Source organism: Parvibaculum sp. (genome assembly GCF_039973015.1).
Classification (GTDB): domain Bacteria; phylum Pseudomonadota; class Alphaproteobacteria; order Parvibaculales; family Parvibaculaceae; genus Parvibaculum.
This window is the reverse complement of the sequence record NZ_JBDWLT010000008.1, coordinates 602,005-622,062: the sequence shown is the minus strand read 5'-3', so window position 1 is coordinate 622,062 and position 20,058 is coordinate 602,005. Positions and strand designations below refer to the sequence as shown.

Sequence of the window (20,058 nt, the reverse complement as noted above, 5' to 3'; positions counted from 1 at the left end):
ATGACCACTTATGAAAACTTCAAATTCGAAGTCGATGGCGACGGTATCGCGCTCATTACATGGGACATGCCGAACCGCTCGATGAACGTGCTCTCGCAGGGCTCGATGGGCGATATGGCGTCGATCATCGAAAAGATCATGAGCGACGACGCGGTCAAGGGCGCCGTCCTCACCTCCGGCAAGGATGCCTTCTGCGCCGGTGCCGACCTTTCCATGATGGGCGGTCAGGCTGGCGGTTCCGGTGAAGGCTCGAAGGAAGATCGCGTCAAGGCGATGTATGAGGGCAACCTCAAGTTCAACATGCTGCTGCGCTCGCTCGAAACCTGCGGCAAGCCGGTCGCCGCCGCGATCAATGGCACGGCGCTCGGCGGCGGTCTCGAAGTCACGCTCGCCTGTCATTACCGCGTCGTGGGCAACAAACCGAAGACGCAGATCGGTCTGCCGGAAGCGAAGGTCGGCCTTCTCCCCGGTGGCGGCGGCACGCAGCGTTTGCCGCGTCTCATCGGCGCGCAGGCCGCCCTGCCTCTGATCCTTCAGGGCACGGCTCTCACGCCGGAAAAGGCCGTGAAGGCCGGCATATGCCACAAGCTCGTCGAACCCGGCGAGGAAGTGGCCGCCGCAAAGGCCTGGCTCAAGGAAGGTCTCGCGCAAGACAAGATCAAGCTCGGCAAGAAGGGCCCCGAGGTCTATCCGATCGCCGTGCAGCCCTGGGATATGCCCGGCTACAAGGTGCCCGGCGGCGATCCGAACGGGAAGGGCGGCTCGCAGGTCTTCACCATCGGCAATGCGACGCTCCACAAGCAGACGCATGGCAACTTCCCGGCGCAGCGCTACATCATGTCCTGCGTCTATGAAGGTCTGCAGGTGCCGATGGAAGCGGGTATCCGCATCGAGACGCGCTACTTCACCAAGCTGCTGATGGACCCGCGCTCCAAGGCGATGATCCGTTCGCTCTTCCTCTCCATGCAGGAACTCGCCAAGGGCGCGCGCCGCCCTGCGGGCGTTGCTCCTTTCCAGGTGAAGAAGCTCGGCATTCTCGGCGCGGGCATGATGGGCGCGGGCATCGCTTACGTCTCGGCTCAGGCCGGTATGGAGGTCGTGCTCCTCGACACGGATCAGGCCAATGCCGAAAAGGGCAAGGCCTATTCCGAGAAGCTCCTCGCCAAGGCGCTCGAGCGCGGCAAGACCACGCAGGAAAAGGCGGACAAGCTTCTCGGCCTCATCAAGCCGACGACGAATTACGATGACCTCAAGGGTGCCGATCTCGTCATCGAGGCTGTCTTCGAAAGCCGCGACATCAAGGCGGAAGTCACAAAGAAGTCGGAGCCCATGCTCGCCGAAGGTGGCATCTACGGCTCCAACACCTCGACCCTGCCGATCACCGGCCTTGCCGAAGCGTCCGCGAAACCGGACAACTTCATCGGTATCCATTTCTTCTCGCCCGTCGACAAGATGCAGCTTGTCGAAATCATCATGGGCAAGAAGACCAGCGACGAGACGCTCGCCAAGGCGATGGACTATGTGAAGCAGATTCGCAAAACGCCCATCGTCGTTAACGACAGCCGCGGCTTCTACACGTCGCGCTGCTTCGGCACCTATGTCGGTGAAGGCATCGCGATGCTGGGCGAGGGCGTGCCCCCCGCCATGATCGAGAATGTCGGCAAGATGACCGGCATGCCGATGGCGCCGCTCGCGCTGAACGACGAGGTCGCGCTCGACCTTGCCTACAAGGTGCGCGAGCAGACGAAGAAGGATCTGGGCGACAAATATGTCTCCGGTCCCGCCGACCAGCTTCTTGAGGAAATGGTCGTGAAGCTTGGCCGCGTCGGCAAGAAGGCGGGCAAGGGCTTCTACGATTATCCCGCCCCGGAAAACAAGGACGGCAAGAAAAAACTCTGGCCGGGCCTCGCCGAACTCGTCGGCAAGAGCCTCGACCCGGAAACGCTTGAGGTGCAGGAGCTGAAAAACCGCTTCCTCTACATTCAGGCGCTCGAAGCGGCGCGCTGTTTCGAGGAAGGCGTCGTGACGGACGTCCGCGATGCGGATGTCGGCGCGATCCTCGGCTGGGGCTATGCGCCCTGGTCCGGTGGGCCGCTCTCGCTCATCGACATGGTCGGCACGAAGGAATTTGTTGAAACCTGCGACAAGCTCGCCCAGAAATATGGCGAACGCTTCAAGCCCAACAAGCTGCTGCGCGATATGGCGGAGAAGGGCGACACCTTCTATGGCCGCTTCGCACCTTCGAAGGAGAAGGCCGCCGCCTGACCGGCCGGTCTTTTGCGATATTGGAAGCGCCCCGTCGAGAGACGGGGCGTTTTCTTTTGGGCAAAAGAAAACGCGGCTCGAAGGGCGAGCCGCGTTCAAGATGTTGAGGGGTGCTGACTTCGGTCGTGAAGTTCGAGAGGACTTCGCGGACCTCGTCCGCTTGTTGTGGTTCTTGTCTCATGCACAGGGGCGGGTTTGTGGCCCGCCCCTGTCTTGTTGTTCGCGAAAGAGGTCTCAGAAAGCGTAGGACAGGCTCGCCGAAATGAAGTCGCGGTCCTGCGTGAAGTTCTGGAACTCGTTGCCGAAGGAGTTTGTGTAACTCACATTCGCTTTCCACTGCCCCTGCCGCGCACCGACGCCGAGGGTAATCGTCTTCCGGTCTTCCATGAAACCAGGTCCGATCGGCCCCGCAGCCGTGCCGAAATCCTGCCCCCACTGGATGCTCGGTGAGAGCGTCCAGGGTGTGCCGAGCACGTTGTTGTAATCGGCAATCGCAATCAAACGATAGCCATGCGAGAAGGTGTCGGCCTTCACCACGGGCTGCAACGGATTGTAGAGAGCACCTTGCACGATTGGATTGGGATGCGTGATCTCCGACCCGCGACCGCCATGGAGAACCGATGCGCGGGCATCGCTGATGTTGGGAAGATACTGAAAGCCCCAGTTCGTGAGAACGGTGATCAGATCGGCGTCGATCGCCCTCGCAACCGGTTCCGACGGGTTGAGAACGGTGATGGTCGAAAGCTGTCCGGTGATCACATCCTCTCGGAAATAGCCATTGGGAAAGGCGCCCGGCGTCTTGTCGTAGGGAACGACCGAAACGGGCAATCCCGTTCCATTCTCGACCCAGTGCGCGCCAAGAATTTCACCCGACGAAATCTGGAACGGCGTGTTCCATGAATAGAGTGTTTCGCCCGCGAGCGTCGAGCCGAGCACCGTGGTGGCAAAACTTGCGCCGACATATTTGATGTCTTCTGGATAGGCCGCCCGGTATTGCTGTGCCGGCAGGCCGCAGCTTGGCGCCGGTGCGCAGACAGCGCCGTCGATAGCGGGCGGTGCCCCGTTGCTGTATTCGAGGATTGGCAGCTTCGAATGATAATTGACGAAATAGGCAGCAACTTCGGTGCCCCGGTTCAGCCAGTCCGCCCAGTAACCGATCTTCGCGCCGTATTGGCCCTGGTCATCCGGCTCGTCACTTGCCACGCGATGAAGCGTGCCCGCGCCGTCCGGGTTGGGCTGTTCGGGGACGACCGTGTTTACATAAGCGCCGCCCGGTCCGAAAAGGTCGTTGCTTGAGAAGAAGGTGCCGACCGCGTCGAGTTCCGTGTTGCGCCAGTTGAAGGCGTAATAGGCTTCGAAGCTGAGGCCTTCCGGGAGAAGAATATTTGCATAGACGCTTTCTTCCGGCAGCAAAGCCTCGCGTATTTCCGCGCCCGGTGTGCGGATAGCTGAAACGTCGATCGAATTGAACTGGTTCATACCGCCCTGGAGCGCAAGGCTTTCGCCCCAGTTGATGACCTGTTTGCCAACGCGAAGGGAGGTCGGCAGGTTTCCGAGATCGAAGTTCGTGTAGATGAAGGCGTCGAGCAGGTCGATGCCGCGCGCCGAGTTGCGCGCATCGTTCTTGCGCAAGGAGTCCGTGAGCGGCCGGCGTCCATACGCAGTACCGTCCTGTCCGGCATGCTCGTAGATCGCGTGATCGTAATAGGCGCGCAGGCGCATGAAGGCGCCCCAGTTCTCCCATTTGAGCTCGAAGTCGGAAACAATCTTCACCGGTGCGGAGACGACATCCCACTGTTCGAAATTGACGTTGCCGTCATCTGTATTGATGTTTGCCGACTGTCCCTTGCCGTCGGCACAGCCGCCGTTCAGTACGGAGATATACATGCAGTCCTGCTTCGAGGCCCTGACGATCACGCCAACCGAGGCAATGGAGTCGATTGAAAGCGTCGTATCTCCGAACTTGTACTCCGTGGCATTCGCTGGCTGGGCGGTCGCTGCCAGGCCAAGAGTTGCGGCGCCAACAAGCGCAGCGACCCCGTAATTTCCTCTCCTGAATCTCATTCTTTCTTTTCCTTGTCCGGTTTCCGTTCCTGCCGGAACGGCCCTCACCCTGCACAGCCCCCCGCCGCAGATGCGGAGGGTCACGCGCGTTTCCGAACAGCTCAAAAGGGAGGTCAGGCTGGCAGACGTCACCCGGGCTGCCTCTTGAGAGGCAACAGATGTCCTGCATAAGCGCTGGCGCACCGCTTCGCGATGCACCGGTTTAACCTGAGAAGTCGAATTGCCCCGAAGGGCGCTGGGGTTCCCTCCCTGCCGTCCGGCGCCTCTCCCAAGGCACCCCGCTTGCCCCTTGTGCCGGGGCTCGGCGGTATGGACCGCAAGCTGATATTCAACCTTCGGCAGGAACGCCGGCACGCTCAATAGACGTAAGACAATATTGTATATAATTATCCCACTTATATTGTTTTATGATAAATCAACAAGAAAAAACACCATAATATTTGAAAAACTTCGCTGACATTCATGTAAAAAGCCCCTGATTTCAGCCATTTTGCAGGCTGATTCACTCACGGGCGCCCCTGCGTAAAGTATTGGCGGAAAATGCTGGTAATTTGTCATTTCAGCCACGCCTCTGTGAGCCTAATCTCCCTGCATGACCAGAACCGGCAGCAACATCCGCAACCCCGCCAGCGCCCCCCGTCGTGTCATGATGCTCGTCTATGACGCGGCGCAGGTGCTCGACATCGCCGGTCCCGTCCAGCTTCTGAGTAGCGCGATAAACCCTGCGACTGGCGCGCCCGCCTATGAGGTGGAGCTGGTCTCGGAGGAGCGCGGCCCTGTTTCCACGACCTGCGGTCTTGTCTTCCGTGTCGAACGCTCGATTGCCGATGTGGCACCGGCGGAGTTCGCCTCCCTCGATACATTCATGGTGACGGGGGGTGAGGGCTCGCGCGCCGCGATGGAAAACGAGCACCTGCTTGCTTTTGTCCGCAATGCAGCCTTCAGCGCCCGCCGTGTGGTTTCCATCTGCACCGGCTCTGTCGTCCTTGCCGCCGCAGGCCTTCTCGACCGGCGCCGGGCGACGACCCACTGGGCCTACGCCCCCATCATGCGCAAGCGCTTCCCCAAGGTCGTGGTGGAAGAGGACGCGATCTATGTTCGCGACGGCAAGATATGGACCTCTGCCGGTGTAACGGCCGGTATGGACCTTGCGCTCGCTCTCATCGAGGAAGACCTCGGCCGCGAAATTGCGCTCACGCTCGCTCGCCACCATGTCATGTACTTGATGCGCCCCGGCGGGCAGTCGCAATTCTCCGCGCAACTCGCCGCGCAGCGCGTGGAGCATCCGCGCCTCGCCAGTCTCTGCACCTTCATCGTGGAAAATCCCGCGGCCGATTTGTCGGTGCCCGCGCTCGCCGCGCGCGCCGCCATGAGCGAGCGCAGTTTTGCCCGCCATTTCGCTTCGGAGACGGGGTTCACGCCCGCGCAATTCGTGGAGCGCGCCCGCCTCGATGAAGCCTGCAGGCGCCTCGCCAATAACGGCGCCTCGCTCGACGCGGTTTCGGCGGAAGCAGGTTTCGGCGCCGCAGAGCGCATGCGCCGCGCTTTTATTCGCCATCTCGGTGTTACGCCGGGCCGCTACCGCGAGCGCTTTCGCACCGCGCGCCGCGATCTCCTGCCAACCTCAATGGAAAGCGACGCCGATGCGCATAACCATTCTTCTGTTTGATGGCTTCACAATGCTCGACGCCGTTGGTGGCTATGCCGTTCTCGGATGGCTGCCTGGTGCCGAAGTGGAGTTCGTCGCGGAAAGAAAAACCATCATCGCGGATGATCTTCGCTCCGGTGGCATGGCGGCCTGGCGCGACTATTCCGAAGTCGAAGCGACGGACATTCTCTATGTGCCGGGCGGGCCGGGCGGCCGCCCGCAAATGACCAATGAGGCGACGCTCGCTTTCATCCGCCGCCTGCATGAAGGCTCCACATGGACGTTCGGTGTCTGCAATGGCGTGGAAATTCTCGCCGCCGCCGGTATCCTGAAAGGAAAGACGGTGACGACGAACTACTACGCTCGAGAGTCGGTCGCCTCTTTCGGCGCGCATGTCGTGACCGATCGCTATCGCCGCGACGGCAAGATTGTGACCACGGCAGGCGTCTCGGCGGGCATGGACGGCGCTCTCTATCTCGCCCGTCTGATCGCCGGAGAGGAAATCGCCAAGACGATCCAGCTTGGTATTGAATACTACCCTCATCCGCCCTTCAGCTACGGTTCGGCCGACGAAGCGCCAGCGCACATTCACGACATCATTCGCGCAGCCGAGGAAACGGCGCTCGAAGTGCAGATGAACGCCAAAGAACCCCGTTTCCTTCAACCATCTCTTTGAGGCACGTCATGGCTCCCACCGTACAGAACCGCAACATCGGCATCCTGATTTTCGATGGCGTCGAGGAACTCGATTTCGTCGGGCCCTATGAGGTCTTCACCATGTCGAACGAGATGCATGGCCGCGAGGGGCGCGAGCGCCCGGACCGCGTGACGCTGATCACCGAGACGGGGAAACCGGTTACGGGCGCCAAGGGCATGACGGTCGAAGCCCATGCCTCGATTGCGGAGGCGGGGCCCCTCGACATCATTCTCGTTCCCGGCGGCATGGGTACGCGCCGCGAAGTCGAAAACGCCGCCCTTCTTTCCTGGATCGCGAAGACGTCGGAGACATGCGAATGGGTGACCAGCGTCTGCACCGGCGCAATGCTTCTCACCGCCGCCGGTCCGGCAAAGGGCAAGCGCGTGACGACACATTGGGGCTTCATCCCGGCTCTTCGCGAGCGCGGCGAGGCGGGCACGGTGCTTGAGAACATCCGCTACGTCCGCGACGGCAATGTCGTCACCGCGGCAGGCGTTTCGGCAGGTATCGACATGGCGCTCTGGCTCGTCGGCCAGATGCATGGTGAAGACCACGCCCGCCTCACCCAGCTCGCCATGCAATACGATCCCGCCCCGCCTTACGCTGCCGCCGTTTGAGCGCTATTCTCCCTCCCCAAAAGCACAAACAGGGGAGGGGTGGATGGTCAAAGCATCGGTAAAGGCGACGGAACGGGAACTCAATGCCTGGCGCGCGAGCGCGGAACTTCATCAGCGCTTTCTGACCGGGCTCATCTTGCGCGCCATCGTCTTCAAGGGCGCGGAAGCGGGAACCGAACTGAATTTCCGCACCTTCCGTGCCCAGCATCTGGAGAAGTTTCTCGCCGGCTGGAAAAGCCTCGGCCTCGACAAGCTCCCGCCCGCCGTCGCCTGTGCGCAATATATCTATCTCGCAAACCATGTCGGCGGCGTGAAATGCGAGTTCATTCCCGAGAATGACAAGAAGGCATGGGTGCGCTATCTGCCGCCGCGCTGGATCTGGGATGGCGCGGCCATCTGCGCCGTGCCGAACGATGTCAGCATCGCCTTCATGCGCGGCTTCCATTCGCAGGTCGGCGTCTCGCTCGGCAATCCCAATCTCGGCTTCGTCTGCACCTCGATCACGACCCGCGTCGATCCCTGTCTTGAGGGTTACTTTATCGAGGAGGATCGCCCGCTCGCCGAGGATGAGCGTCTCCGTTTTCGCTTCGACGAGGAAGGACCGGATGTCGATCCCGCGAAGCTTCCCCATGTCGAATGGTCGCAAGAGCGCATGGTGAAGGCGAAGCGCAATTACGCCGTGCAATATATCCGCTCGATCCTGCCCGCCGCCGTCTCGCTCTTCGGTGAAGAGGAAGCGCGCACTCTTGGGCAGGAAACCGGCCGCCTCATCGGCATGCAATGCTACGACGCGACCGCCGCCTTCATCGGCACCAGGGCGAATGACCCGCAATCCTTCGCCGCGTATCTTGCAACGCTGCTCGATGCGGGCGGCGATGCGGCGGAAGCTGCGGGCAATGAGGTGAAGACACGCTCCTGGCGCATGATGAACGGCAAGGAGGGCGTGACCCCCGCCTGCTTCGATGCCTGGAACGCACTTTTCGAAGGCGCGCTCGCCGTCCACAACCGCCGCCTGAAACTCGAAGTGACCTCCCGCATGGATGCAGGCGCGGATCATTGGGGCTGGCGCGTCTCGTAGACGGTCTCGCCGATTTCCGCTCTACTTCATTCAACGAAAAACAAATCCGCTACGAAGGACTCTGAAAAACATGTCAGGCAGCAATCCGTTCGATCCGAAGCTTTTCACCGCCGATGCCATCTCCGAGGAAACGAAAGGCATCAACGACCTGATCATCGGCGCCATGAAGGACATGCCCGAATGGTGGGAGACGGGCGTGCAAGCCTTCCGCGATGAGCGAGCGCGCGGCGAGGGGGCGTTCCCCCTTGCGCCGAAGTCGCCACGCGCGAGGGAAATCGAGATCGACGGCAAGGTGGGCAAGGTGACGCTCCGGGTCATTGCGCCGGAAGGAAGCCCGAAAGGCGTCTACCTCCATATTCATGGCGGCGGCTGGGTGCTCGGCGGCGCCGATCAGCAGGATCCCATGCTGGAGCGCATTGCCGACAATACGGGGCTCGCCTGTGTCAGCGTCGAATATCGCCTCGCGCCCGAAAATCCTTATCCCGCGGGCGCGGATGATTGCGAGGCGGCAGCGGTCTGGCTCGCGAAAAACGCGAAGACGGAATTCGGCACGGACATCCTCACCATCGGCGGTGAGTCCGCGGGCGGGCATCTCTCCGCCGTCACCATCCTGCGCATGCGCGACCGCCACGGTTTCACGGATTTCAAGGGCGCGAACCTCGTCTTCGGGGCCTTCGATATGTCGATGACGCCGAGCCAGCGCGACTTTGGCAACGAGCGGCTGATCCTGCGCACCATCGATATCGAGAAGTTCGGCGACGCCTTCCTGCCGCCGCATCTCGACCGGCGCGACCCTGATATTTCACCGCTCTATGCGCGCCTGCATGATATGCCGCCCGCCCTCTTCACCATCGGCACCCGCGATGCGCTGATGGACGACAGCCTCTTCATGCATGCGCGCTGGATCGCGGCGGGCAACGAGGCGGAACTCGCCGTCTTCCCCGGCGGGGCGCACGGTTTCATTGCCTTCCCCGGCGCGCTTGCCGCCGCCGCCAACAAGCGCATGGACGATTTCCTGAAGAGCGTGGCGGGTTAGGCCCCGCTGCGTCCCCTGGCGGCGTAAGGGATGAAGAACATCCAGAGCCCGGTTGCAAGCATCAGGAAAAGCGGAGGCAGGGGCGAATAGACCACCCACATGGGCGGCTCCCCTACCGCCGCCATCGTGGCGAAGTTCGCGATGACGGTCAGCGTAAAGACGATCGACAGCCAGCGGTGGGTCTGGCGCACCCCTTTGTTAAAGGTCACTGATTCCTCCTCTTTCCGGCGTGGTCCCCTGTTTCTATCAATCAATTGAACAATGTTCAAATAATTGATATATATTCAACAATTCTCCGCAGTGAGGCCGGTGAGGGGCAGGGCAGAGACCGGGAACTTGATGAACGCAGCCGAACAAAAGCCCGCCGAAAGGCGCCGGTCCGATCTTCGTGACCATAAGCGGAAATCGATCCTCGCCGCCGCGCGCCGCGTCTGCGACCGGCACGGCCCCGAGGCGCTTACCATCCGTGCGGTCGCCGCCGAAGCCGGCTATGCGCCGGGTGCCGTCTATTCCTATTTCGCAGGCATTGACGAACTCGCCATTGCCCTCGCGGCGGAAGAGCTCGGCCATCTGGCAAGGCGGATGCGCGAAGCCGCCGAGCGCGCGGCCTCTCCGCAGGCCGCACTCGAAGCCGCCGCGCAGGAGGCGCTGAACGCGGCCGCCGGAAATGCGCCCCATCTCCGCCTCGCGGGAAGGCTCATCTCGGCGGAGGGCGTGCCGCCCGGCCTCGACCGTGCGGTCACGGGCCGCGTCATTGCCATCCTCGAAGCATTGGGCGGGCCGCTTCGCGCCGCGACGGGGCTTGAAGGCGTGGCCGCGCATCGCGAGATCCTCTGTCTCGCTGCCTTCCTGATCGGCCTTCGTGTGCTCGACGCCTCGGGCCGCCTCGCGCCGCTCGGCTTCACCGCCGAAAGCCTCCTGGGGCATCGCCTGGCCTCTCTCCCGTGAGCCATGACAACCGGCGTTCCGGCCCCTATGCTTCGCCACCCGCCATTACACTTTCCCAGACACAAATGACCGGCTTCCTCGACACCTATCGCGGTTACGTCTCGTTGCAGGAATGCGACGAGATGGGCCACATGAACATCCAGCACTACATCTCGAAGAGTTCCGACAGCTCCTATAATCTGCGCGTCGCGCTGGGCCACGGCGCGCTCGATCAGGACGCCTCGGGCCTCGGCTATGTCGCGCTTGAACATCACATCCGTTTTCACCGCGAACTCCGCGCGAGCGACCTTGTGGTGATCCGCTCCGGCATCGTCGAAATGCGCGACAGGACCATGCGCATCTATCAGGAAATGTCGGAGGCGTTGGATGGCAGGCTTGCCGCGACCTATGTGGTCGATACCGGCTGCCTCGATCTCGAAACGCGCCGCCTCACGAACTGGCCGGATCATGTGCGCGCACGGGCCGGGGAAATGCAGGTCGCATTGCCGCCGGAGGCTGAACCCCGTTCGATTCCGCGCGAGGCGGTGGAACGCGATGTCTCGCTTGCCCGTGCCGATGAGCTCGGCATGGTCGAGACGAACCGCTCCGTCGTGAACACATGGGAATGCGATACCAACGCCCATATGAATGCGCGCTTCTACATGGCGCGCTTTTCCGATGCGCAGGGGCACATGTGGGCCCATGCCGGTCTCGGCCGTCACGAACAGGCCGCCCGCGGCCTCGCCACGGCGACGGTCGAAATGCGCCTCACTTATCTGCGCGAGCTGCGCGCGGGCGAAACGCTCTTCGTGCGCACGGCCATTTTGCCCGGCGAGGGCAAGACGGTGCGCTATCGCCACTGGCTCTTCAGCGGCGACACGGGCGAGCCTGCCTGCGCGGCGGAAGGTGCGGCCCTTCTTTTCGACAAGGCAAGCCGCAAGGCCGTTCCCCTGCCGGCGCCGATCCGCGCCCGCCTTTGAGTTTTGAATTCGTCACTTGAAAAACGGAAAAGAAGAATGAGTGAGATGATCGAAGTTGCGCGTTCCAGCGTCCAGACCTGGGAATGCGACCAGATGGGCCATATGAATGTGCAGTTCTATGTCGAAAAGGCGGGGCAGGGGCTCGCCGCGCTTTCGCTCGCCCTCGGTCTCGGCCCCCGCTACGCGCGCAACGAGGGCGCGCGTCTTTTCGTGCGCGATCATCATGTCCGCTTCCTGCGTGAGCAGCGCCCCGGCGCGCCTTTCTTCCTTCGCGCGGGTGTGCTGGAGGTGCGCGACTTCGGCCTTCGTGTTTACGAGGAAATGGTCAGCACCGTTTCGGGCGAGCCCGCCGCAAGCTTCATCGCCGAGGTCGAACTGCTGGACGAGGAAACGCGCGAGGTGAAGCCGCTGCCCGCAAAGGCGAAGGAGACCGCGAAGAAGCTCGTCGTCGAACTTCCCGCGCATGGTTCCCCACGCGGTCTCGAAATCTACGAGCCGCGCCCGGCGCCGAAGCTGAAGGATGCCGATGGCATGGGCATGGTCCGCACATGGCAGGGCGAGGTTGAAACCGCGCAATGCGACGGGCAGGGCTTCCTCCTCATCCGTCATTTCATGGGCATCGTCTCGGACGGCATCCCGAATCTGCTCGCCCAGACGAGCGGCGCGGATCGCTCGAAGACGCCGAGCGTCGGCGGCGCCGCGCTTGAATATCGCTTCGTCTATCGCCGTCATCCGCGCGCGGGCGATGTGCTCACGCTTCGCAGCGGGCTCAAGCAGGTCGGCCCCAAGACCTATACCTGGTGCCATTGGCTTTTCGATGTGGAGAGCGGCGAGGCCGTCGCCACGGCGGAAGCTGTCGCCATCGCGCTCGACCTCACCACGCGCAAGGCGATCCCCATTCCCGATGAAATGCGCACGAACCTTGAATCTCTGGTGATCGAAGGACTCGGCGTCTGAAGGGCGTACGGCGAAAAACTAACGCCCCTCGCGCTCCAGCCGGTCCCGAAATGCGCGCACCTCGTCGATGACGAGTTTCGGAAATTCCATCGGCAGGAAATGTGTGGCGCCGCGGATCTGCGTTACCTGCGCCTTCGGGTCGCGCCGCTTCAGAAGCATTGGATAGCGTGCCCGGCAGGTCGATCCATGCTCGGCATAAAGCAGCGCGAAAGGCACATGCAGGTTGCGCACGGCTTGCGTGATGTTGTGTCCCTGCGCGCGGAAATTCGCCGCCTCCCATGCGGGCGCGCAAAGAAGCTCCACCTGTCCGTCCTCGCGAATGCGCGTACCGCCTTCCACATAATCTTCCACGAATTCGCGCGGCCAGGTGCGGAAGGCCCCGCGTCCTGCATAGCGATCCACGATCGTTTTGCGGTCCGCGAAGACAGCGCGCCGCCGCTCCGCACCGTCGGCAAGCGGGTTGCCGCCTATGCCGAGCCGTTGCGAGAGCATCATGATATAACGCGCACCCGACGGGATCATCACCGGATCGGCCAGCACGAGCCCGCGCACGAGGTCGGGGCGCGCTGCCGCCGCCATGATGCTTGCCGTGCCGCCCATTGAATGTCCGGCGAGGATGATCTTTTGTCCCGTCGCCTTGACGAAGTCCTCGGCCATGGCGATCAGGTCGTCGCGATAGACATACCAGTTGCGGTGGTTCGCGGGGTCGGCGGGCAGCGTCGTTGCCCCGTGCCCGCGCGCATCCCAGGCGCGCACATGGAATTCGTCACCGAGCGCGCCGAGAATGCGCTGATAGGTAAGGGCGTTGAAACCATTGGCATGAGCAAAATGGAGCGGTGTCTTGCCGGGATCGTCATAGCCCCATTCGAGATACGACATGGCCCCCTCCGGCAGCGGCAGGTTTCGCCGCGCCGGCGTCTCACGCACAACAACATTCATGAAGTTCAATCCAGTAGTTTTTTCTTCTTGAGCCACTTGGCCACGATGGCCACAGCTTCCGTCATCTTGTCCGGCTGGCCAATATAATAATGTGTTGCGCCTTTTACGACACGAAGTTCCTTGTCGTCATGTTGCACGCCTGCATAGATGCGGGCGGCATGGGAGGGCGTACAGCCATCATCGGCGCTGTTCTCGATCACGAGAACGGGCACGGATATGTCGCCCGCGCATTTCGGCCCGTTTGCCCGGCTCTCTCCGTAGGGCCATTGCGAGAGCCAGGCCCTGAGCGATGAGTAGCGCGCAAGTCCCGCCGGCATCATGTTGACGGTCTTCGGATCGCCCATGAAGCACCAGTTCGGGCCCTTCCGGTCGTTCGGGTCGATGGAAAGGTCGAGCCAGCGCGGGTCCGCCATCGTTCCATGCACTACAAAGGCGCGCTCTTCATGCGGGCGTCCCTCGCGCTTCAGCCGCTCCAGCGTGCCGCGCGCCCAGGCGTCGATCCGGCCGGAGCGCGCAATCTGCGCCGCGCGAAAGCGTGCAATATAGTCGTCCGTATAGGGCGGCTGGTTCGGGTTTTCCGGGTTGTAGAGATCGAGTTCCACGTCCCGCTCGTCCGGGTCGAGTTCGTTCCTGATCGAAGGGTCGAGCCATTCGGTCAGCGTGATTGCCCGGCTCACATGCGCCGCAAGCTGCAACACCGCGTCTGCCGGGATGAGGCCCGCTCCGGCCACGTCCACAGGGTCGCCCCAGGGTGTTGCGGTGATCGTCGGTTTCTCGGCCTGGCTTTGATAGAACATCGAAAGCGATCCGCCCCCGGACCATCCCGCCATCACCACCTTCTCGTAGCCGAGCTTCTCCTTGGCGTAGCGTACATAATGACCGAGATCGAGCAGCACCTTCTCCATGATGAGCGCGCTGTCATTATGCGGATAGCGGCTTCCGCAGGCGAGGCAGGGAATGCCCGCGGCCGCCAGCGCATTCGGCATCGGCAACAGGTTCATCGTGCCCGTCGGGTGCATGAAGATCAGGATCGTCTTCGATGTCGATCCTTTCGGCTTCAGATATTGTCCTTCGACGACGATCGTGTCGAGCGCGCCCGCATAGGTCTCCTTGAAGGGGGAGCTTTCCTGCCAGTGCAGATGAAAGGGAATCCGCTCGACCTCGTATCTGGTCATGGGTTTATTCCGCCGCCTGTTGCGCGGCCTTCTTGAAGTCGGGCTTGCGCTTGTTGAGGAAGGCGTCCACCGCCTCGTGATGCTCCGGCGTCGTCCAGCAGATTTTCAGCGCGTCGGTTTCGCGCTTCTGTGCGGCGGCGAGGTCGGTCGTGCAGGCATTCTGCGTCAGCAGCTCCTTCGTCATGCGCAACTGGCGCGACGGGTTCTCCGCGATCTGCGCCGCAATGCTGAAGGCCTTGTCGAGAAGTTTGTCGCCCGGCACCACATATTCGCAGAGCCCTTTCTCGCGCGCCTCCGCCGCCAGGTAGAGCCGGCCCGACAGCATCATCTCGTTCGCATGGCCCCAGCCCATCCGGCTGACGAGGAAATGCGACGAGGCAAGTTCCGGCACGATCCCCATCTTCACGAACACCATGCCGAACTTCGCTTCTTCCGACGCAACGATCACGTCGAAAGGCAGGATCATGGTGACGCCGATCCCGACCGCCGGTCCGTTCACAGCCGCGATCATCGGCTTTGACGAACGCACAAGCTCGATCCAGTCGACGCCCGCAGGCATTCCGCCCGAGCCGCCCGCCGTGTCGTTGCCGGGATCTTTCCCGTCGAGCCGCGTCTTGAATGTGCCCTCGATATCCGCCCCCGCGCAGAAGCCGCGACCCTCGCCCGTCATTACGATGGCGCCGATATCCGGGTCATCATTCGCTTTTTGAATCGCGTCCGCCTGCTCCTCGGCCATCTTCGGCGTCCAGGCATTCAGCCTGTCCGGCCGGTTCAAGGTGATAAGCAGGATGTTGCCGCGCTTCTCGATTTTGATTTGTGTGTAATCCATTTCCGGCTTCCTCCCGTATATGTTTTCTGGCAAGTCTAGGCAGCATGGATAGGCCCCGCAATGAAAGCCGCGCGTGGCCAGCCTGACGTTGCGTTTCCTCGACCAGGCAGCCTCCCGGCTGCCTTTTTTAAGGAGGTGACTTTGTCGATCCTTGACCTGGCGGTGCAAAACCTCGCTTCGCCGATGGTGCTTTTCTTCGCGCTCGGTGTCGCCGCCGCCCTTATCCGCTCCGATCTCTCGGTGCCGGAAGCGGCGGCAAAACTTCTCGCCCTCTATCTGATGCTGGCCATCGGTTTCAAGGGCGGGGCCGAAGTCTCGAAATCCGGCCTCGACCCGTCCATGGCCCTGACCATCGGGGCCGGTATTCTCCTCTCCTTCTTCATCCCGCTTGCGGGATATTTTTTTATCCGCATGACGACGCGCCTCGGCGCGGTGGATGCCGCCGCCGTGGCCGCGCATTACGGCTCGATATCCATCGTCACTTTCGTTGCCGCGACCGAAATCGTGCGCGGTCTGGGTCTCGCCTATGAGGGTTATCTGATCGCCGTTGCCGCCGTCATGGAAACGCCGGCCATCGTCGCGGCGCTTCTTCTCGCGCGCCGTGCCGCACCGAAGGAACAAGCGGGCGAAAGCATGGGCACGCTGCTGCGTGAAGTCGCGACCAACGGTTCCATTGTCATTCTCGTCGGCGCTTTCTTCATCGGCTGGATCACGGGCGAGCGCGGCATGGACATGATCTCGCCCTTCATCGTCGACCCGTTCAAGGGCATCTTGTGTCTCTTTCTGCTCGACATGGGGCTCGTCGCCGGGCGCGGCCTTCGCCAGGGCGCGCGCGAGCTGTCGCCCGCGCTCATCGCCTACGGAATCTATTTTCCGCTCGTCTCTGCCGCCTTCGCCGCCCCTGTCGCTGTCCTGCTCGGCCTCTCGGTCGGGGGCACGGCCCTTTTCATCACTCTTGCCGCATCGGCTTCCTACATCGCGGTGCCTGCCGCCATGCGTCTTGCGCTGCCGGAAGCGAACCCCGCTATCTACCTCACGCTTTCGCTGGGCGTGACCTTTCCCTTCAATCTCTCGCTCGGCATCCCGCTCTATGCGGCGCTCGCCCAGCGTATCGCCGGATGAGGTGACCCGATGGAAATGCATCGCAAGAAGCGCATCGAAATCCTGCTGGAAGCGCCCGCGCAGAAGCGCCTGACCGATCTTCTCGACCGGCTGGACGTGACGGGTTACACGGTCTCGCCCGTTCTTGGCGGCAAGGGTCATCACGGCGCCTGGAGCCGCGAGGGACTTCCGTCCGCGGCCGGAGCGATGGTTTCGGTTGCCATCGTCGTGGCGGAAGAAAGGATCGACGAGGTTCTCGAACCCGTTTTCGAACTGGTCCGCCGCCATATCGGCATCGTCACCGTGTCGGACGTCATGGTGATCCGGGGCGACCGTTTCTGACGCCCTCTCCCGGCGTCGCTTGCATGTTGCGTCATCGCCGCTACCCTCGTCGGAAACACGAAGAGGGGAGGGGACCCATGAATCTCGAACTTGCCGGCAAACATGTCTTCATCGCGGGTGCGAGCCGCGGCATCGGCTTCGGCATGGCGCGTGTCTTCGCCGCCGAGGGTGCGAAGGTCGGCATGGCCGCGCGCGGAGAGACATCGCTCGACGAGGCGCGCAAGGCGCTGATTGCCGAAGGCGTGAAAGCGGAAAACCTGTTCACCGTCGCGGGCGACATGACGGCGTCCGCCGAGATCGCCGCCGCGCTCGATGCGGCGGAGGAGAAGCTCGGGCCCCTTCATTGCGCCATCGCGAATGTCGGCCTGTCGCGCGCGCCGCTCGGCTTCGATGTCTCCGACGAGGATTGGGACGCCGACATGAAGCAGAACCTCTTCGGCTCCGTCTATCTCGCCCGCGAGGCCGCGCGCCGCATCCTGAAGCGGCCGCGCGAAGCCCGCGAACACGCAAGCCTCATCCTGATTTCATCGATTGCGGGCGTCGATGCGATGGGCACTTCGCTCACCTATGCCGCCTCGAAGGCGGGCATCAACCATGTCACGCGCCAGCTCGCGAAGTTCACCGGCAAGGAGGGGCTCCGCGTCAACGCCATCGCGCCCGGCAACATTCTCTTCGAGGGTGGCGTCTGGGACAAGAACACGAAGGAGCGCCCGGAAGCCTGGGAACGCTGGATCAGGCGCGAGGTCGCGCTGCGCCGCTTCGGCACGGTCGAGGAAATCGCGGATGCCGCGGCATTCCTCGCCAGCCCCCGCGCTTCCTTCATCACCGGCGAAGTGCTGGTGGTCGATGGCGGGCAGGTGCGTTAGCCGCGCCTGCCCTGCCGCAATCAGTCCTTGCCGATAGAGCCGTCCTTGAACAGGCGCTCTTTCATTTCCTTGTCGAAGCGCGGATTGTTGCGCCGCAGCCATTCGAGCACCATTACCGCATGTTCGATCTCCTCGTCGCGATTATGTTCGAGGATCTTCGTCAGTTCGGGATCGGTGCAGGCTTCCGCGCGCTGGTTGTACCAGTCGACGGCTTCGAGCTCTTCCATCAGCGACACAATGGCGCGATGCAGATTGAGCGCTTGCGGTGAAAGATTGGCTTCGTGCAGACCTTCGCTGGACATGGGGACTCCTGTGGGCTTTGGAAATTCGGGCGGCGCGCCGGGCGCCGCCTCGGGTTCGTGGGTCGCGGCTGGCCGCCGGCCGAAAAGGCGTGAGAAAAAACCGCTATTGCTCATCCGGCAGATCGCTCATTCGACAACAAGACGGAACTGGCGCCGGGTCAGGCGCGGGTAAGGCGGAAAATCGGCAAGCGGCTCCCCGCCCGCTTTTTCTAGCATGGAAATCACGGCCTCGCGCTGTTCTTCGCGCAACGCCGCAAGAAAATCGAGCGGCCTTTGCAGCATCCACAGGTCGAAGGGGAAGATCGCGCGGCTCCCCGTTGTGCCTTCCAGCGTGAACTCATGTGTGCCCAGCGCGCGCGGCAGCGGCTCCTTGCCCGCGATAAGCTCGGGGTGTGCGTCCACATGGGCTTTCAGCGCGTCGGCCGTCTTCAGCAGCACCGGCAGATATTCGCGCATGATCCGTGCAAGGACGGGCGTTAGCGTGTCCGGCACCTCGTCATGCGCCGGAAATTCGCCGCCCTTCGGATGCGGCGGCTTCGACATGCGCTGCACCCATTTCACGACATGGGGCGCGAGCGCCTTCATGATCTCGCCCGAGGCCGGGTCGCGATATTGATGCGCGTAGAGCGGTCCGTAGAGGCCGAAATCGCCGATGGAAGGCCGAGTGCCGAAGAGGAAATCATGCTTCGCGAAATGCGCATCGAGTTCGCCGAGCAAGCTCTCATAGCTCTTTTCGATGGCCGGTCCCGTCTCCGGCGTAGCGCCGAGAAATTGCAGCGCCCCGGCAAAAGGCTTCGCCGTTTCCTCCCCCGTCGTGCGCTGGCCCGCCTCGTCGAGATCCGGCCGCGACAGCCGCCCGAATTCGTTGATCGCGAAATCGCGGTTCTTCGTCCAGCGGTAATGCATCGCCGGAATTTTCAGCCATTCATCCGCCCACAGCTCGATCATGAGCGCCGCGAATTTCTGGCGCGGCCCCTCGGGGTAGATGGAGGCTTCCGGAAACCGGGCCTCGAAATTGTCGATGATCTCGCTCGAGTCCTGCCAGGTCTCGTCTTCCGGCGTCACGATGACGGGGATCACCGGCCACCCGACCCGCGCCATGATGACATTGCGATAGATGTCGCGCGTCGGCGTGATTTCGGAGAAGGGAATGCGCTTGTAGCGCATATAGGCGCGCACCTTGCCGGAGAAATAGCTCACCTCCGCGCCGTAGAATTCATATCCCTTGGTCATGTTTCCTCGTCCCTTGCGATGTCGGCCCCCGCCGGGGAGAAACCGCTTCTATATATCGGCATTTTATGTGTCAATTAATCGCGCGCGGCTACCGGGCGAGAACTTCTTTCGCTTCCTCGCCTTTCAGCACGTCGAGATAGAGCGCCTGTCTGCACTGGTCGAGGCAGGCGATGATGCGCGCGGGCCGTTCGCCCGCTATGTAAAAGAAAAGATTGTAGCGCGTCTCTCCTACATTGCTTACGGCGTCGAGCTGCCAGATCGCGTCATGAGCGGGCAATGTCCCTTGTCCCGTCGCGCTTTGCAAAAGCGCGGCGGCCCGGTCCTCTCGCTCTCCCGCCGTCTTGCCGCCTGCAAGGCTTACGAAACGGATGTCGTAGCGCGCATCGAAGGCACCCGCGGTGGGCGGCGGCACGGCGCCGGGCGGCATGGCGAGAATGGAAACGGGATCGGCTGAGTTATGTACGACCCAGGCCTCTCCGGGCGCGGGCATGAGCGCCTGGCCCCGGGGCGAGCAGACGCGCACCAGCCACCGGTCGAAGGGCGCGGGCACTGCCACTGCCTTGCCTGCCGGCGCGCGTGTGCACAGGAAGTCGTCCGGGTCCGCATTTGCCGTCCGGGGTGTCCCGGCAGGTTCAGGTGCAGCAGCGGGTGCAGGCGTTGCGGGCGCAGACTCGGCGCGCGCGCGGGCGGGGGAAACAGGAACAGGTGCGGCGCGAGCAGCGGGCGCCGCGGGGGCCGGTGTGAGCGGTGCGCTCTGCGCTGGTTCCGTCTTCGGTGGCCCGGCTTTTGTCGTTTCCGTGTCCGGCGGCACATCCGGCACCTCCTGCATCTCTGCGGGAAGGCCATAGCGCTCTCTCGGCGGGTCGCCCGGCTCCCAGACCTGCGCCACGGCGGGCAGCGGGCAAGCCGCGGCCAGAAAGAAGGCCATCAGGGCGAGTGCGGTCGGACCTGGGTGGAGCATGGAGAGGGTAACGCTTTTCTGCCTGTCAGTGCTTTTGCGAA

Annotated in this window: 20 protein-coding genes; 12 read left to right on the top strand and 8 right to left on the bottom strand. The window is 62.7% G+C overall.

Features of this window, described 5'->3' with window-relative positions:
- Complete coding sequence (locus ABJO61_RS09105; protein ID WP_348324121.1) at nucleotides 1-2,265, top strand: 3-hydroxyacyl-CoA dehydrogenase NAD-binding domain-containing protein; 2,265 nt, start codon at nucleotides 1-3, stop codon at nucleotides 2,263-2,265.
- Nucleotides 2,266-2,499: 234 nt separating this feature from the next.
- On the opposite strand, the gene ABJO61_RS09100 is transcribed toward ABJO61_RS09105, so the two are convergent.
- A complete protein-coding gene (locus tag ABJO61_RS09100) occupies nucleotides 2,500-4,329 on the bottom strand; it encodes a DUF1302 domain-containing protein (RefSeq protein ID WP_348324123.1) in 1,830 nt (609 codons plus the stop codon).
- Nucleotides 4,330-4,921: 592 nt separating this feature from the next.
- Between ABJO61_RS09100 and ABJO61_RS09095 the strand changes: the two genes are divergently transcribed.
- From ABJO61_RS09095 to ABJO61_RS09075, 5 genes are all read left to right on the top strand, one after another.
- Nucleotides 4,922-5,998, top strand: a complete 1,077-nt coding sequence (locus ABJO61_RS09095) for a DJ-1/PfpI family protein (protein WP_348324125.1) — start codon at nucleotides 4,922-4,924, stop codon at nucleotides 5,996-5,998.
- Nucleotides 5,973-6,653 carry a DJ-1/PfpI family protein gene (locus ABJO61_RS09090; RefSeq protein WP_348324127.1) on the top strand — a complete coding sequence of 227 codons (681 nt, stop codon included), beginning with the start codon at nucleotides 5,973-5,975 and terminating at the stop codon, nucleotides 6,651-6,653. The genes ABJO61_RS09095 and ABJO61_RS09090 overlap by 26 nt, the downstream gene beginning before the upstream one ends.
- Before the next feature lie 8 nt (nucleotides 6,654-6,661).
- On the top strand, nucleotides 6,662-7,291 hold the full coding sequence (locus ABJO61_RS09085) for a DJ-1/PfpI family protein (protein ID WP_348324128.1): 630 nt from the start codon (nucleotides 6,662-6,664) through the stop codon (nucleotides 7,289-7,291).
- 43 nt (nucleotides 7,292-7,334) lie between these two features.
- Nucleotides 7,335-8,369, top strand: coding sequence for a hypothetical protein (locus ABJO61_RS09080; protein ID WP_348324130.1), 1,035 nt, complete (start codon nucleotides 7,335-7,337; stop codon nucleotides 8,367-8,369).
- 70 nt (nucleotides 8,370-8,439) lie between these two features.
- A complete protein-coding gene (locus ABJO61_RS09075) occupies nucleotides 8,440-9,405 on the top strand; it encodes an alpha/beta hydrolase (RefSeq protein ID WP_348324132.1) in 966 nt (321 codons plus the stop codon).
- On the opposite strand, the gene ABJO61_RS09070 is transcribed toward ABJO61_RS09075, so the two are convergent.
- On the bottom strand, nucleotides 9,402-9,614 hold the full coding sequence (locus tag ABJO61_RS09070; RefSeq protein ID WP_348324134.1) for a hypothetical protein: 213 nt from the start codon (nucleotides 9,612-9,614) through the stop codon (nucleotides 9,402-9,404). The genes ABJO61_RS09075 and ABJO61_RS09070 overlap by 4 nt on opposite strands.
- Nucleotides 9,615-9,744: 130 nt before the next feature.
- Here ABJO61_RS09070 and ABJO61_RS09065 point away from each other — a divergent pair, with 130 nt between their 5' ends.
- The 3 genes from ABJO61_RS09065 to ABJO61_RS09055 all read left to right on the top strand — a co-directional run bounded on the left by ABJO61_RS09065 (nucleotide 9,745) and on the right by ABJO61_RS09055 (nucleotide 12,269).
- Nucleotides 9,745-10,353 carry a helix-turn-helix domain-containing protein gene (locus ABJO61_RS09065; protein ID WP_348324136.1) on the top strand — a complete coding sequence of 203 codons (609 nt, stop codon included), beginning with the start codon at nucleotides 9,745-9,747 and terminating at the stop codon, nucleotides 10,351-10,353.
- Between the two features lie 65 nt (nucleotides 10,354-10,418).
- On the top strand, nucleotides 10,419-11,312 hold the full coding sequence (locus ABJO61_RS09060; RefSeq protein WP_348331466.1) for a thioesterase family protein: 894 nt from the start codon (nucleotides 10,419-10,421) through the stop codon (nucleotides 11,310-11,312).
- Nucleotides 11,313-11,348: 36 nt separating this feature from the next.
- Complete coding sequence (locus ABJO61_RS09055) at nucleotides 11,349-12,269, top strand: acyl-ACP thioesterase (RefSeq protein ID WP_348324140.1); 921 nt, start codon at nucleotides 11,349-11,351, stop codon at nucleotides 12,267-12,269.
- 18 nt (nucleotides 12,270-12,287) lie between these two features.
- Here the strand turns inward: ABJO61_RS09055 and ABJO61_RS09050 are convergent, their stop codons facing one another.
- The 3 genes from ABJO61_RS09050 to ABJO61_RS09040 all read right to left on the bottom strand — a co-directional run bounded on the left by ABJO61_RS09050 (nucleotide 12,288) and on the right by ABJO61_RS09040 (nucleotide 15,212).
- On the bottom strand, nucleotides 12,288-13,148 hold the full coding sequence (locus tag ABJO61_RS09050; protein ID WP_348324142.1) for an alpha/beta hydrolase: 861 nt from the start codon (nucleotides 13,146-13,148) through the stop codon (nucleotides 12,288-12,290).
- A 65-nt stretch (nucleotides 13,149-13,213) separates the two neighbouring features.
- The gene (locus ABJO61_RS09045) at nucleotides 13,214-14,383 is read right to left on the bottom strand and encodes an alpha/beta hydrolase (RefSeq protein WP_348324144.1); all 1,170 of its coding nucleotides are present in this window, start codon (nucleotides 14,381-14,383) and stop codon (nucleotides 13,214-13,216) included.
- Nucleotides 14,384-14,387: 4 nt separating this feature from the next.
- Nucleotides 14,388-15,212 (bottom strand): enoyl-CoA hydratase-related protein, encoded by an 825-nt coding sequence (locus tag ABJO61_RS09040; RefSeq protein ID WP_348324145.1) that lies wholly within the window; start codon nucleotides 15,210-15,212, stop codon nucleotides 14,388-14,390.
- A gap of 135 nt (nucleotides 15,213-15,347) precedes the next feature.
- On the opposite strand from ABJO61_RS09040, the gene ABJO61_RS09035 reads away from it, so the two are divergent.
- From ABJO61_RS09035 to ABJO61_RS09025, 3 genes are all read left to right on the top strand, one after another.
- Nucleotides 15,348-16,334, top strand: a complete 987-nt coding sequence (locus ABJO61_RS09035) for a sodium-dependent bicarbonate transport family permease (protein ID WP_348324147.1) — start codon at nucleotides 15,348-15,350, stop codon at nucleotides 16,332-16,334.
- Between the two features lie 9 nt (nucleotides 16,335-16,343).
- Nucleotides 16,344-16,655, top strand: coding sequence for a DUF190 domain-containing protein (locus ABJO61_RS09030; protein WP_348324149.1), 312 nt, complete (start codon nucleotides 16,344-16,346; stop codon nucleotides 16,653-16,655).
- A 77-nt stretch (nucleotides 16,656-16,732) separates the two neighbouring features.
- Complete coding sequence (locus tag ABJO61_RS09025; protein WP_348324151.1) at nucleotides 16,733-17,521, top strand: SDR family oxidoreductase; 789 nt, start codon at nucleotides 16,733-16,735, stop codon at nucleotides 17,519-17,521.
- A 20-nt stretch (nucleotides 17,522-17,541) separates the two neighbouring features.
- On the opposite strand, the gene ABJO61_RS09020 is transcribed toward ABJO61_RS09025, so the two are convergent.
- The 3 genes from ABJO61_RS09020 to ABJO61_RS09010 all read right to left on the bottom strand — a co-directional run bounded on the left by ABJO61_RS09020 (nucleotide 17,542) and on the right by ABJO61_RS09010 (nucleotide 20,017).
- On the bottom strand, nucleotides 17,542-17,823 hold the full coding sequence (locus tag ABJO61_RS09020; RefSeq protein ID WP_348324153.1) for an encapsulin-associated ferritin-like protein: 282 nt from the start codon (nucleotides 17,821-17,823) through the stop codon (nucleotides 17,542-17,544).
- Between the two features lie 126 nt (nucleotides 17,824-17,949).
- Nucleotides 17,950-19,056, bottom strand: a complete 1,107-nt coding sequence (locus ABJO61_RS09015; protein WP_348324155.1) for a glutathione S-transferase family protein — start codon at nucleotides 19,054-19,056, stop codon at nucleotides 17,950-17,952.
- Between the two features lie 88 nt (nucleotides 19,057-19,144).
- Nucleotides 19,145-20,017, bottom strand: coding sequence for a hypothetical protein (locus ABJO61_RS09010; protein ID WP_348324157.1), 873 nt, complete (start codon nucleotides 20,015-20,017; stop codon nucleotides 19,145-19,147).
- Nucleotides 20,018-20,058 lie beyond the last annotated feature (41 nt).

Coding starts and splice junctions, on each gene's coding strand:
- ABJO61_RS09105 (WP_348324121.1), top strand. CDS start 1: ATGACCACTTATGAAAACTTCAAATTCGAAGTCGATGGCGACGGTATC.
- ABJO61_RS09100 (WP_348324123.1), bottom strand. CDS start 4,329: ATGAGATTCAGGAGAGGAAATTACGGGGTCGCTGCGCTTGTTGGCGCC.
- ABJO61_RS09095 (WP_348324125.1), top strand. CDS start 4,922: ATGACCAGAACCGGCAGCAACATCCGCAACCCCGCCAGCGCCCCCCGT.
- ABJO61_RS09090 (WP_348324127.1), top strand. CDS start 5,973: ATGCGCATAACCATTCTTCTGTTTGATGGCTTCACAATGCTCGACGCC.
- ABJO61_RS09085 (WP_348324128.1), top strand. CDS start 6,662: ATGGCTCCCACCGTACAGAACCGCAACATCGGCATCCTGATTTTCGAT.
- ABJO61_RS09080 (WP_348324130.1), top strand. CDS start 7,335: ATGGTCAAAGCATCGGTAAAGGCGACGGAACGGGAACTCAATGCCTGG.
- ABJO61_RS09075 (WP_348324132.1), top strand. CDS start 8,440: ATGTCAGGCAGCAATCCGTTCGATCCGAAGCTTTTCACCGCCGATGCC.
- ABJO61_RS09065 (WP_348324136.1), top strand. CDS start 9,745: ATGAACGCAGCCGAACAAAAGCCCGCCGAAAGGCGCCGGTCCGATCTT.
- ABJO61_RS09060 (WP_348331466.1), top strand. CDS start 10,419: ATGACCGGCTTCCTCGACACCTATCGCGGTTACGTCTCGTTGCAGGAA.
- ABJO61_RS09055 (WP_348324140.1), top strand. CDS start 11,349: ATGAGTGAGATGATCGAAGTTGCGCGTTCCAGCGTCCAGACCTGGGAA.
- ABJO61_RS09050 (WP_348324142.1), bottom strand. CDS start 13,148: ATGTCGTATCTCGAATGGGGCTATGACGATCCCGGCAAGACACCGCTC.
- ABJO61_RS09045 (WP_348324144.1), bottom strand. CDS start 14,383: ATGACCAGATACGAGGTCGAGCGGATTCCCTTTCATCTGCACTGGCAG.
- ABJO61_RS09040 (WP_348324145.1), bottom strand. CDS start 15,212: ATGGATTACACACAAATCAAAATCGAGAAGCGCGGCAACATCCTGCTT.
- ABJO61_RS09030 (WP_348324149.1), top strand. CDS start 16,344: ATGGAAATGCATCGCAAGAAGCGCATCGAAATCCTGCTGGAAGCGCCC.
- ABJO61_RS09025 (WP_348324151.1), top strand. CDS start 16,733: ATGAATCTCGAACTTGCCGGCAAACATGTCTTCATCGCGGGTGCGAGC.
- ABJO61_RS09020 (WP_348324153.1), bottom strand. CDS start 17,823: ATGTCCAGCGAAGGTCTGCACGAAGCCAATCTTTCACCGCAAGCGCTC.
- ABJO61_RS09015 (WP_348324155.1), bottom strand. CDS start 19,056: ATGACCAAGGGATATGAATTCTACGGCGCGGAGGTGAGCTATTTCTCC.
- ABJO61_RS09010 (WP_348324157.1), bottom strand. CDS start 20,017: ATGCTCCACCCAGGTCCGACCGCACTCGCCCTGATGGCCTTCTTTCTG.